General features: G+C 64.5%; 10 protein-coding genes. 4 read left to right on the top strand and 6 right to left on the bottom strand.

Annotation, left to right across the window (positions count from 1 at the left end; translation table 11 throughout):
- Positions 1–17: 17 nt before the first annotated feature.
- The 3 genes from IVB40_RS17050 to IVB40_RS17040 all read left to right on the top strand — a co-directional run bounded on the left by IVB40_RS17050 (position 18) and on the right by IVB40_RS17040 (position 2,083).
- Positions 18–338: a DUF3551 domain-containing protein gene (locus tag IVB40_RS17050; protein ID WP_247819385.1), complete on the top strand. Its 321-nt coding sequence runs from the start codon at positions 18–20 to the stop codon at positions 336–338.
- 1 nt (position 339) lies between these two features.
- Positions 340–588, top strand: a complete 249-nt coding sequence (locus IVB40_RS17045; protein ID WP_027567164.1) for a DUF3551 domain-containing protein — start codon at positions 340–342, stop codon at positions 586–588.
- A 145-nt stretch (positions 589–733) separates the two neighbouring features.
- Positions 734–2,083: an MFS transporter gene (locus IVB40_RS17040; protein ID WP_247819384.1), complete on the top strand. Its 1,350-nt coding sequence runs from the start codon at positions 734–736 to the stop codon at positions 2,081–2,083.
- Between the two features lie 10 nt (positions 2,084–2,093).
- On the opposite strand, the gene map is transcribed toward IVB40_RS17040, so the two are convergent.
- The 3 genes from map to IVB40_RS17025 all read right to left on the bottom strand — a co-directional run bounded on the left by map (position 2,094) and on the right by IVB40_RS17025 (position 7,095).
- Entirely contained in the window at positions 2,094–2,843 is a 750-nt protein-coding gene (map, locus tag IVB40_RS17035) for a type I methionyl aminopeptidase (RefSeq protein ID WP_247356312.1), read from the bottom strand.
- 78 nt (positions 2,844–2,921) lie between these two features.
- Complete coding sequence (locus IVB40_RS17030; protein WP_247819383.1) at positions 2,922–6,071, bottom strand: GAF domain-containing protein; 3,150 nt, start codon at positions 6,069–6,071, stop codon at positions 2,922–2,924.
- A 250-nt stretch (positions 6,072–6,321) separates the two neighbouring features.
- The gene (locus IVB40_RS17025; RefSeq protein ID WP_027567168.1) at positions 6,322–7,095 is read right to left on the bottom strand and encodes a helix-turn-helix transcriptional regulator; all 774 of its coding nucleotides are present in this window, start codon (positions 7,093–7,095) and stop codon (positions 6,322–6,324) included.
- 108 nt (positions 7,096–7,203) lie between these two features.
- Here IVB40_RS17025 and IVB40_RS17020 point away from each other — a divergent pair, with 108 nt between their 5' ends.
- Positions 7,204–8,283 (top strand): zinc-binding alcohol dehydrogenase family protein, encoded by a 1,080-nt coding sequence (locus IVB40_RS17020; RefSeq protein WP_247819382.1) that lies wholly within the window; start codon positions 7,204–7,206, stop codon positions 8,281–8,283.
- An 86-nt stretch (positions 8,284–8,369) separates the two neighbouring features.
- On the opposite strand, the gene IVB40_RS17015 is transcribed toward IVB40_RS17020, so the two are convergent.
- The 3 genes from IVB40_RS17015 to proS all read right to left on the bottom strand — a co-directional run bounded on the left by IVB40_RS17015 (position 8,370) and on the right by proS (position 11,769).
- Entirely contained in the window at positions 8,370–9,071 is a 702-nt protein-coding gene (locus IVB40_RS17015) for an ABC transporter ATP-binding protein (protein WP_027567170.1), read from the bottom strand.
- A gap of 7 nt (positions 9,072–9,078) precedes the next feature.
- Entirely contained in the window at positions 9,079–10,359 is a 1,281-nt protein-coding gene (locus tag IVB40_RS17010; RefSeq protein WP_007603606.1) for a lipoprotein-releasing ABC transporter permease subunit, read from the bottom strand.
- 90 nt (positions 10,360–10,449) lie between these two features.
- Entirely contained in the window at positions 10,450–11,769 is a 1,320-nt protein-coding gene (gene proS / locus IVB40_RS17005; protein ID WP_247819381.1) for a proline--tRNA ligase, read from the bottom strand.
- Positions 11,770–11,883 lie beyond the last annotated feature (114 nt).

Here is an 11,883-nt window from a genome sequence, read left to right as displayed (position 1 = left end):
CGTGATTGGAGAATTGAATGCGCAGACGAATTGCTTTCCCTATTGTCGCCATATTTTCGCTCGCTCTCGCCACATTTGGGCTGACGCTTATCGCAAGCGTGCCTGCGCACGCGTTCGGGACCCATCATGCCTTCTGTCTTACCGGCGATGAGTGGCCGGGGCTCAGCAATTGCACGTTCGACACTTACGCGCAGTGCCAGGCGAGTTCGTCGGGCCGCGCCCTCACCTGCATCGCGAACCCGTATTTCGCAGGCCAGAGCGACGATCCCTATGCGTATCAGAACAGGCCGCGGGCCCAGGTGCCGGGTTATTCGCCCGGTTATTACGTGCCGCGCTGAGATGCGCCGCGCTCGCCTCGCGCTGTTCGCGATCGGCTTATTCCTCGCGGGCGCGCCTGCGCACGCGCAGACCTACGATCCGAGCTATCCGGTCTGTATGCAGATCTACGGTCCCGTCGGCTATTTCGATTGCCGCTACGCCTCGCTCGAGCAGTGCAGATTTTTGGCCGTCGGTCGATCGGCGACGTGCGTGGCGAACCCGTATTTTGCGCAGAAGAAGCCCCCTCGCCGCCCGAGTCGCGTCAACTAAATCGGGACGCTGATATGCGGCCTGCCCCGCATTGAGCGTCCAGTGTTGACGCGGGCTGATCCGGGTTTAAGTACGACAGAGAAATCTTGCAGGGGTGGCGACGTTCGCTGGGCTGGTTCCCGTTGACGCCACCATTGCAGGACATATGACGACATCGAAGCAAGCGACATCGCAGCAAGCGACCTCGCCCCGCGCGACCGCGGCCTCCAGGCCCCCTCATCTCGCCATCGTCCTGTTCTCGCTCGCGATGGGCGGCTTTGCGATCGGAACCACCGAATTCGCATCGATGAGCCTGTTGCCGTTTTTCGCCGCCGACCTTGGGATCGACGAGCCGACCGCGGGACACGCGATCAGCGCCTATGCACTCGGCGTCGTGCTGGGCGCGCCGCTGATCGCCGTGCTCGGCGCACGGTTGGCGCGGCGCGCACAGCTCTTGGTTCTGATGGCCGTGTTCGCGCTCGGCAATGCCCTCACCGCGCTGGCACCGGGCTTTGGCTCAATGATCGCGGCGCGATTTCTCTCGGGCTTGCCGCATGGCGCCTATTTCGGCATCGCCGCGCTGGTCGCCGCCTCGCTGGTTCCCCAACATCGTCGCTCGCAGGCGATCGGCCAGGTGATGCTCGGCTTGACCGGCGCCACCATCATCGGTGTGCCTCTGGCCAATCTGATTGGGCAGGCCATCGGCTGGCGCGCGAGCTTCGGCCTCGTGTCGGTGCTGGCGTTGCTTACGGTGCTGCTCTGCGCCCTGTTCGCGCCGCGCGACCAGGCTGGCCGGTCCGATCCGCTGCGGGAGCTCGGAGCGCTGCGAAGCGGCCGCGTCTGGATCACGCTGGCGATCGGCGCCATCGGATTCGGCGGCATGTTCGCAGTCTACACCTATCTGGCGACGACGCTGATCGAGGTGACCAAGGTCAGCCCCGCGCTCATACCGCTTTTTCTGGCCGTGTTCGGCATCGGCGCCACGCTCGGCAATCTGGTCATACCGCGCTTTGCCGACCGTGCGCTGATGCCGACGGCGGGCGGCATCCTGCTGTTCTCGGCGGTCGCGCTGCTGGTGTTTCCGCTTGCCGCCGGCAATCCCTGGGCGCTGGCGGCAGACGTCTTCGCCATCGGCGCCGGCGTCTCGCTCGGAGCCATCCTCCAGACGCGGCTGATGGACGTCGCCGGAGACGCGCAGGCGCTCGCCGCCGCACTCAACCATTCGGCGTTCAACACCGCCAATGCGCTCGGCCCGTTCCTCGGCGGCCTCGCCATCCGCGAGGGGCTGGGGTGGACCTCCACAGGTCCCGTCGGTGCCGCGCTGGCGGTGCTGGGTTTCCTGATCTGGATCGTCGCCTATCGCGACGCCAGGTCTGTTGAAAACAGGTCTGCTCCAGCCGATATCCGCTCGGGAAGCAGCGCGGCCGCACCGGGGAATCCTCCGGTGAGACGGGCACCGCCGCTGGCGCCGGATGATCGAAGCCGTTCGGATGCTGCCCGAGATCCGGTGGCTTGAGGACGCCTCCTTAACCAGCCAGCGTCACGATCAACGGTCCGCTTCGAGTTGCGATCACGGTGTGCTCGTATTGAACGGTCGGCGCCTCGGGGCTGCTATAGAGCGTCCACGGATCATCGCCATCCTGGGCCCATTCGGCGCCAAGAGACAGGAACGGCTCGACGGTGAACACGAGGCCTTCGCTCATGACGCGGCGTTCGGAGCGGTCGGGCCATGTTGCGATCTCCGTCGGCTCCTCATGGAGCGACAGGCCGACGCCGTGACTGGCAAGGTTCCTGACCAGGCTGTAACCGTTCTTCCGCGCAAAGGTACCGATGGCCTGACCGATACCGGCAATCGGTTTGCCGGCTCCGACCTGCTGCAGGCCCGTCCACATCGCGCGCCGGCCGTCCCTGCAAAGACGTTCGACCGCTCGCGTTGCGGGTGGAACGGCGAACGACGCTCCCGTATCCGCAAAGAAGCCGTTCTTCTCGGCTGACACGTCGATGTTCACGAGGTCCCCACGCGCGATCCGCCGATCGCCCGGGATGCCATGAGCGATCTCCTCGTTCACGCTGATGCAGGTCGCCCCGGGAAAGTCGTAGGCCAGCTCCGGAGCCGAACGTGCGCCGGCAGCCTCCAGCAGTGTTCGCCCGATGCGGTCGAGCTCGGAGGTGGTCATGCCCGGCTCGAGCGCCTTCCCCATTGCCTCCAGGATATTGGCGACGATGCGCCCGATCTCTTTCAGGCGCGCGAGGTCCTCGTCATCCGAGATTGTCATGTCATGCTCTTCCGAAAGCCGGGACATAGCCCTTGGGAAGGCGGCTTGCAAACGAAAGAGATCGTTTCCAAAACGCGTTCAGATTTCGTCGAGCAAGATGCGGACTTTGGCAGCCAGGTCTTCGATAGCGAAGGGCTTTGGAAGCAGATGCTTGCCGGCATCGAGCACGCCATTGTGAACGATTGCATTGCGCGTGTAGCCGGTGGTGAACAGCACTTTCAGCGCCGGGTATCGTCTCGACAGCTCGGCCGCAAGCTCGGCGCCGGTCATGTCGGGCATGACGACATCCGTGAACAGCAGATCTGGAACGAAGCCATTTTCGATCGTCCTGATCGCCTCTCTGGCACTGGCTGCCTCGATGACGACGTAGCCGAGTTCGCGCAGGCTTTCGGAAGACATGCTGTGGACGCGCTCGTCGTCTTCCACGACGAGAATGGTTTCGTTCTGATGGCTCGCACCGGCGGGTATCTCTTGCTGCGACAGGTCCGAGCCCGCCTCCTCGCCGGCGAAGCGTGGAAGATAGATCTTCACGGTCGTGCCAACGTCGACTTCCGAGTCAATTTTGACATGGCCGCCCGACTGCCGCACGAAACCGTAGACCTGACTGAGGCCGAGACCGGTGCCCTTGCCCACGACCTTCGTCGTGAAAAACGGATCGAACACCTTGCCGAGCACATCGGCCGGAATTCCCGTGCCGTTGTCCGTCACGGCCACCAGAACGTACTGCCCGGGTGCGAGTGCATACTCGCGCGCATACTTTCGATCGATCGAGGCGTTGCTGGTTTCTATCGTCAGCCTGCCCCCCTTTGGCATGGCATCGCGCGCATTGACCGCGAGATTGATCACGGCGCTTTCCAGCTGGGCCGGGTCTACCTTGACCCGCCAGAGGCCAGCCGCCAGCACCGTCTCGAGGCGGATAAGCTCGCCGAGTGACCGCTCGAGCAGCTCGCTCATCCCGCCGACCATCTTGTTGATGTCCACGACCTCAGGCGCGAGAGGCTGTTGGCGCGAGAACGCGAGCAGCCTCTGCGTCAACGTGGCTGCGCGATTTGCACCGTCGATCGCGCCCTCGATGAAGCGGTCTATGCTGACCTCTCCCCTGCCGAGCCGCCGCTTGGCAAGGTTCAAGCTGCCGAGGATCACGGCCAGCATATTGTTGAAGTCGTGGGCAATACCTCCGGTCAATTGCCCGACGGCTTCCATCTTCTGGGATTGCCGCAACTGCTCTTCGGCTTTCATGCGCTCGGCGATTTCGTCGGCAACACGTTGCTCCAATCCCGCATTGAGCGCCTCGAGCCGGGTCAAGAGCTGGGCGTTGTCGATAGCGGTGGCGGCATGGCCGGCAATACCAAGCAAGGCCGCCTCATGCTCGGCCTGGAATTTACCCGTCTCGGCGTGGCCGAAGAAAAGTCCGCCGAGGACTTCGCCGGTTCGCGAGATCACGGGGACCGCCAGGTAGGATCGGACCGGAAGATGGCCCTCGGGCATGCCTTTCCGCGGCACGTTCTTGCCATAGCGGGGGTCCTGCAGGATGTCGTCGGACCTCACCACGCCAGAGCCCTCAAAGGTCGGGCCAAAGACCGCGGTGTTGCGGGGCATCGGAAAGTTTTCAAACGCAGATCGCGGCGCACCCGACAGCGAATACAGCACGTAGCTGCCGCCATCCGGCGCCAGAACGTTGTAGAAAAAGGCGCCGAATTGAGCACCCGTGAGGCCGACGCCGGCATCCGTCACGATCTGGACGATTGTCTCGAGGCCGCGTTCGCGAGAGACCGAAGCCCCGGTATCATTCAGTATTCTGAGATGACGCTCGGTTTTCTTTTGCGCGGTGATATCCAGAACCGTCCCGATGAACCGAACAGCCTTGCCGTTGGCAAAGATGGCTTGACCGGTCGCGGCGATCCAGCGTTCGACGCCGTCCTCGATGCCGATGGTTCGGTATTCCATATTGTAATGTGCCGGCGCGTGCGGCGTCAGCGCTGCGGACACGGCCTCGTGGGCGCGCTGCCTGTCTTCGGGATGAAGGCCCTTCAGGAACGACCCTTCATAGCTGACTTCGGCGTCCGGCGGTAAACCGAACACCTCCCTGCAGCGGTTATCCCATCGAAGAACGTTATTGACCGGGTCGTAGTCCCAGGTGCCGATACCAGCGGCGTTGTTCGCAAGCGTCAGTCGTTCGGCAGCCTCCCGCGCGGCCTGCTCCGATCGGACGCGCTCGATGTGAGCCCACGACCGCTCGGTCACCTCGGTGAGCAAGGCGAGCTCCCGCGGCGTCCACTGGTGCGGGCCCCGGTGATGAATCGCCATCAGGGCGGTCAGGCGCCCTTCTTTCACCAGGGGCATGCAAATCGTCGAGCCTATCCCGATGTTCTGGAAAGTGGCGGCTTCCTCAGGCGCAAGCTCCTTCAAATTATCGTTGATGATAAGGGGCCTGCCGGCGCCGAGCTCTCGCACCGCCTTCTTGCCGAAGTCAGCCAGACTGTAGTGCCCGAGGATATGCACCGCGCCCGGCGCCGCCCAATCCCCGCGGATGGTGAAGCCGTCCTGGTCGGGATCCATATCGGCATAGGCGCAGCTCGATACGTCGAGATGCTCGCCAAGCATCCTGGTCGTCACCGCCATCACGCCGTCGGCATCACGGGTCTTGGCCGTCTCCTTGTTGAGTGTGTCCAGGAAAAGCAGCCGGGCTTCGTTCTCCCGGACGGCCGTCTCCGCACGTCGGCGCTCTACGGCCGTGCGCGTGCGCTCGGCAACATCGCGGATAAGCTCCAGCTCTTCGGGGCTCCATTCGCGCGGCCTGGCATTGTTCAGATACAGCAGCGCCACCACCCCGTCGGGTTCGGAGATCGGCATGTTGACGAGCGCGCGCGCAGAGATCGCCTCGAGAGCCTCGGCACGATCGCCGACGCGAGGGTCTTTTTCCGCATCGGCACAGATGACGGTCTCGCCCCGCTTGAGGTCTTCGATGTAGCTGCCATAGTCGCGGAAGCGCAGCACGCCTGCGAGGCTCAGGATGCCCGGTGCGTTCCAGTCGCGGACAATGGTGATGGTCTCGGCTGAGGTGTCGACCGTGCCGTAGCCTGCCCTGCTGACGTTCAGGCTGCGGCCAAGCAGCTCTGCCGCGGCATAGGCGAGATCGTCCGGATTGTTGATCTCTCGGATGTAGTCGCCGAGCGTGGCTAGGACGGAATTGCGATCGGCCGAGCGGACCCCGGTCGCTGTCGTCATTGGTCTTCCCCTGCCACTTTCCTGGCTCCACGATGAGCCAGTGTTTGATCGTCCCGCTGCTGTTCGCTTCGACCGTGAGCCCGCCTGACCCTGTGAGTGATGCAGGCAGGTGGCACAAATGTCTGCGCGATAACCGCATGATGGCATTTAGGTTCCCGTCATCACCGTCCCCTGGAAGCCTGGCCATCGACCCGGACTTCCACCAGGTCGGTCCAGCTGCCGCTAGGCGGCTCCAAGCCCCACGCCCACCCTACACCGGCGTGTAGATCACGAGCTTCAGCGCCGGATCGTCGTTGGCCTGAAAGCTCGTGTGCTCGAACCGGAGCACGCCCTTGGTCGGATGGTTCATGGTCTTGAGGCCCGCGGCAGTGCTGCGGATCTCGTGCGCTTCCCACCATTTGACGAATTCCGGACTGCCCTGGCGCAGCCGCGTCAGCAATTCCGTAAAGGCGGGATCGCCGGCCCAGACGTCGTGGGTGGCGCGAAACATCGCGACCATGCTCTTCGCGACATCCGCCCAGCCGGCACCGTAGAACTTTCGCGTCTGCTTGTTCGTCAGCACCAGCAGCAGCGTGTTGCGGTCCTGCTCGGGCAATTGTCCGAACCCGAAGATCTCCTCGGCCGCCGCGTTCCAGGCCAGCACGTCCCAGCGCCGCCCCGTGATGTAGGCCGGCTGCTTCAGGCTTTCGATCATCCGCCGAATTGGCGGCGGCACGATCTCGCGCGTGAACGCGCGCCTGTCGCCGTCGCGGGCCAGTGCCTTGAGATGGGCGTGCTCGGTCTTGCTGAGGCGTAGCGCACGCGCCAGCGCGTCGATGGTGGTGACCGAGGGGCTGACGGTGCGCCCCTGCTCGAGGCGGATGTACCAGTCGACGCCGATGCCGGCGAGCTGCGCCACCTCCTCGCGGCGCAGGCCCGCGGTGCGGCGCCGCCGGCCGGCAGGAAGCCCGACCGTCTTCGGCGACAGCTTTTCGCGGCGGGACCTGAGAAAGTCGCCGAATTCGACGCGGCGTGGGTCGGCCATGGTGACGTGCCTCGATGGAGGGCCTGGGCAATACTAGGATAATACCAGGCCTTCCTGGACCTGGGAAGGCGGTGCATATGGGCATCACCCGAACATGAGGTGACCACCATGAAAGCCGCCGTACTCAAATCCCTGGGATCTCCGCTCGTCATCGAGAATGCACCCGAACCGGTGCTCGGCACGGGCGAGGTCATCGTGGACGTCATCGCAACGCGGGTGCTGTCCTACATGAACGAGGTCTTCAGCGGGGTGCGCAACTATGCGCTCGAGCTGCCGATCATCCCCGGGCCTGGCGGCATCGGCCGGGTCCGCGCCATCGGCCCGGACGCGACGAAGCTCAGCGTCGGCGACTGGGTGTTCTGCGACCCGACGGTGCGTTCGCGCGATGACGTCGTTTCGCCCGACATCGCCCTGCAAGGCCTCACGGCCGCCGGTGCGGGCGGCATGCGCCTGCAACAGCATTTTCGCCACGGCTCGTTTGCCGAGCAGATGCGGGTGCCGACGGAGAACGTCAAGCGGCTCGGCACGATCACGCCGGAGGACGCCACGCGATGGTGCGCGCTGGGGACGCTGCTGGTGCCTTATGGCGGCTTTCTCGCCGCCAACCTTCAGCCCGGCGAGACCGTGCTGGTGAGCGGCGCCACCGGCAATTTCGGCAGCGCCGCCGTCTCGGTCGCGCTCGCGATGGGCGCGGCCTGTGTGGTCGCACCCGGCCGCAACGACAAGATCCTGGCCGACCTCGTCCGCCGCTTCGGCGATCGCGTCAAGCCGGTCAGGCTCTCCGGCAACGAAGACGACGACCGCGAGCGCATGAAGCGAACGGCGCCCGGACCGATCGACTGCGTGCTCGACATCATGCCGCCCTCGGTGAGCACGAATGTGGTGCGCGCGGCGATCATGACGGTGCGCGCTTACGGCCGCGTCGTGCTGATGGGTGGCGTCGGCATGGCCGGCGGCGCGGGGCTCGAACTGCCCTACCCCTGGATCATGCGCAACTGCATCAGCATCCACGGCGTCTGGATGTATCCGCCGGATGCGGCAGGCCGCCTGATCGCGCTGGTGCGCGCGGGACTGCTCAGGCTGGAGGAGTACGAAGCCACCGCGTTCGACCTCGACCACGCCAACGAGGCGGTAGCCCATGCCGCCGCCAATGGCGGGCCGTTCAAATTGACGGTGATCCGGCCCTGAGCGCCCCGGGCGTGCGGCCGCCCATTTTTTTCGTCAGCCCGGCCAAGCACTTGGCTACTGTGCATGGGGTTGTTTTCGAGGGTTTTTTATTCGAGCTCGATCACCTGGCCGTTCGACAGCGACACGCGGCGGTCCATGCGGCCGGCGAGCTCCATGTTGTGGGTCGCGATCAGCATGGAGACCTTGGTCGCCTTCACGAGTTGCATCAGGGCCTGGAAAACGTGGTCCGCGGTGTGCGGATCGAGATTGCCGGTCGGCTCGTCCGCAAACAGCACCCGCGGAGCATTGGCCACCGCGCGCGCGATCGCGACGCGCTGCTGCTCGCCGCCCGACAGCTCGGACGGACGGTGCGTGATGCGCTCGCCGAGGCCGAGATAGCCAAGGATCTCCTTGGCGCGCTTGACGCTCTCGGATTTCTTGAGGCCGCGGATCATCTGCGGCAGCATGACGTTCTCCAGCGCCGAGAACTCCGGCAGCAGCCGGTGCGACTGGTAGACGAAGCCGATATCGGTGCGGCGAAGCTGGGTGCGCTCGATGTCCGGCAGTTGCGAGGTCGGCGCGCCATTGACGTAGACCTCGCCGGAATCGGGCGCTTCCAACAGACCCGCAATGTGCAGCAGCGTCGACTTGCCCGAGCCGGACGGCGCCACCAGCGCGACGGACTGGCCCGCCCACAGCGCGAGCTTGGCGCCGTCGAGGATCGTCAGCGGCACCTCGCCCTGCAAGTACTGCCGCTTTATCTCGTGGAGATAAATGACCGGCACATCTTCCGCCCCCTGCTGCTCCATCAGCCCCTCACTCGTACCGCAGCGCTTCGACGGGATCGAGGCGCGCGGCGCGCCAGGACGGATACAGCGTCGCCAGGAACGACAGCGTCAGCGCCATGATGACGACGGCCGAGGTCTCGCCGATGTCGATCTCGGCGGGCAGCTTCGACAGGAAATACAGCTCTGGCGAAAACAGCTCGGTGCTGGTCAGCCAGGACAGGAATTGCCGGATCGATTCGATGTTGAGGCAGATCACCAGCCCGACGATGAAGCCGACCATCGTACCCACCACGCCGATCGAGGCGCCCGTGATCAGGAAGATGCGCATGATCGAGCCTTGCGAGGCCCCCATCGTGCGCAGGATCGCGATGTCGCTGCCCTTGTCCTTCACCAGCATGATCAGGCCGGAAACGATGTTGAGCGCCGCGACCAGCACGATCATGGTGAGGATCAGGAACATCACGTTGCGCTCGACCTGGAGCGCGTTGAAGAAGGTCGAGTTGCGCTGACGCCAGTCCACCAGGAACACCGGCCGACCCGCCGCCTCCGTCACGGCCTGACGGAACGCGACGATCTGATCCGGATTGGTGGTGAAGACCTCGATCGAGGTGACGTCGTTGCTGCGGTTGAAATAGGCCTGCGCCTCCGCAAGCGGCATGAACACGAAGCCGAGATCATACTCCGACATGCCGATCTCGAACACCGCGGCGATCTTGTACGGTTTTATGCGCGGTGTCGTGCCCATCGGGGTGACCGCGCCCTTCGGCGCCACCAGGGTGATGCTGTCGCCGGCGTGCAGCGACAGCTGGTCAGCGAGGCGCCGGCCGATCGCGACCCCCTGCCCGTCGTCAAAGCCCTCGAGCGAGCCCTGCTTGATGTTCTTGGCGATCGAGGTGAGGTTGTTGAGGTCGTCGGAACGGATGCCGCGCACCAGGACGCCGGAGGCGTTCCAGGGCGATGACGCCAGCGCCTGGCCATCCACCACGGGCGCTGCGAGCCGGATGCCCTGGACCTGGCTGAGGCGGTCGGCGACGTCCTTCCAGTCCGTCAGCGGCGATTCCAGCGGCTGGACCAGGATGTGGCCGTTGAGCCCGAGTATCTTGTCGAGCAGCTCCTTGCGAAAGCCGTTCATGACGGCCATGACGATGATCAGTGTCGCCACGCCCAGCATGATGCCGAGGAAGGAGAACCCGGCGATGACCGAGATGAATCCCTCCTTGCGGCGCGCCCGTAAGTAACGCGCCGACAGCATCCACTCGAATGGCGCAAAAGGCGCGGTTTGAACGGTTTCGGTCATGGTCTCATCCATCGCTCGATAGTCCCATGATTCGGGGTCAAATGTGGCCGGATTGGCGGCCGCGATCTCGGGCGATGAACAATATTCAGCCGACCAGCCTTATCAGCCCACAAGTCTTGCGACCGCGTCCTCAGGCGACATGGTCTCGCGGGCGCCGTCACTTCGCCGCTTGAGCTCGACCTTGCCGTCGGCGAGCCCCTTCGGCCCAATCATGATCTGCCAGGGGATGCCGATCAGGTCGGCGGCGGCGAATTTGGCTCCGGCCCGCTGGTCGGTGTCGTCGTAGAGCACGTCGACGCCCTTGGCGGACAGCTCCGCATAGAGCTTCTCGCAGGCCGCGTCGAGCGCGGCATCGCCCTGCTTGAGGTTGAGAATCGACACGCGGAACGGGGCAACGGCCTCCGGCCATTTGATGCCGGCATCGTCATGGCAGGCCTCGATGATGGCGCCGAGCAGGCGGGAGACGCCGACGCCGTAGGAGCCGCCGTGGATCGGCACGTCGACACCGTCGGGGCCCGCCACCAGCGCCTTCATCGCGTCGGAATACTTCGTGCCGAAATAGAAAATCTGCCCGACCTCGATACCGCGGGTGTTCACCCGCTTATCCGCGGGCACTTCCTGCTCGAAGCGCGCAGCGTCGTGAACGTCTTCCGTCGCCGCATAGACCGAGGTCCATTGCTTGATGATCGGCGTCAAATCGCTCTCGTAGTCGACGTCCTCGCCCGGCACCGGCAGGTCGAGCACGTCGCGATTGATGAAAACGCCGGATTCGCCGGTCTCGGCGAGCACAATGAACTCGTGGCTGAGATCGCCGCCGATCGGGCCGGTCTCGGCGCGCATCGGGATCGCCTTCAGCCCCATCCGCGCGAAGGTGCGCAAATAGGCGACGAACATCTTGTTGTAGGCGACGCGCGCCGCGGCCTCGTTGAGGTCGAACGAATAGGCGTCCTTCATCAGAAACTCGCGGCCGCGCATCACGCCGAAGCGCGGGCGCTGCTCGTCGCGGAATTTCCATTGAATATGATAGAGATTCAGCGGCAGGCTCTTGTAGGACTTCACATAGGCGCGGAAGATCTCGGTGATCATTTCCTCGTTGGTCGGACCGTACAGCAGCTCACGCTTGTGCCGGTCGGCGATGCGCAGCATCTCGGGGCCATAGGCATCGTAGCGGCCGCTCTCGCGCCAGAGGTCGGCAAGCTGGAGCGTCGGCATCAACAGTTCCAGCGCACCGGAGCGGTCCTGCTCCTCGCGCACGATCTGCTCGATCTTCTTCAGGACGCGGAAGCCGAGCGGCAGCCAGGCATAGATGCCGGCGGCCTCCTGCCGGATCATGCCGGCACGCAGCATCAGCCGATGCGAGACGATCTCCGCCTCTTTCGGATTTTCCTTCAGGATGGGCAGAAAGAACCGCGACAACCGCATGGCAATACTCGAGGAATCAGTGATGGCTTGCAGTGAAACCGGATTGGGAGCCAAAACACAAGACCGGGAATGAGGAAAACCCGCTAACACAGCGGAATTCCTGTCATTTTTCCG

It is taken from the genome of Bradyrhizobium sp. 40 (genome assembly GCF_023100925.1).
Classification (GTDB): domain Bacteria; phylum Pseudomonadota; class Alphaproteobacteria; order Rhizobiales; family Xanthobacteraceae; genus Bradyrhizobium.
This window is presented reverse-complemented; position numbering and strand designations above follow the sequence as displayed.

Excerpts from the sequence above, each read along its gene's own strand:
- IVB40_RS17050 (WP_247819385.1), top strand. The coding sequence starts at position 18 with ATGCGCAGACGAATTGCTTTCCCTATTGTCGCCATATTTTCGCTCGCT.
- IVB40_RS17045 (WP_027567164.1), top strand. The coding sequence starts at position 340 with ATGCGCCGCGCTCGCCTCGCGCTGTTCGCGATCGGCTTATTCCTCGCG.
- IVB40_RS17040 (WP_247819384.1), top strand. The coding sequence starts at position 734 with ATGACGACATCGAAGCAAGCGACATCGCAGCAAGCGACCTCGCCCCGC.
- map (WP_247356312.1), bottom strand. The coding sequence starts at position 2,843 with ATGACAATCTCGGATGACGAGGACCTCGCGCGCCTGAAAGAGATCGGG.
- IVB40_RS17030 (WP_247819383.1), bottom strand. The coding sequence starts at position 6,071 with ATGACGACAGCGACCGGGGTCCGCTCGGCCGATCGCAATTCCGTCCTA.
- IVB40_RS17025 (WP_027567168.1), bottom strand. The coding sequence starts at position 7,095 with ATGGCCGACCCACGCCGCGTCGAATTCGGCGACTTTCTCAGGTCCCGC.
- IVB40_RS17020 (WP_247819382.1), top strand. The coding sequence starts at position 7,204 with ATGAAAGCCGCCGTACTCAAATCCCTGGGATCTCCGCTCGTCATCGAG.
- IVB40_RS17015 (WP_027567170.1), bottom strand. The coding sequence starts at position 9,071 with ATGGAGCAGCAGGGGGCGGAAGATGTGCCGGTCATTTATCTCCACGAG.
- IVB40_RS17010 (WP_007603606.1), bottom strand. The coding sequence starts at position 10,359 with ATGGATGAGACCATGACCGAAACCGTTCAAACCGCGCCTTTTGCGCCA.
- proS (WP_247819381.1), bottom strand. The coding sequence starts at position 11,769 with ATGCGGTTGTCGCGGTTCTTTCTGCCCATCCTGAAGGAAAATCCGAAA.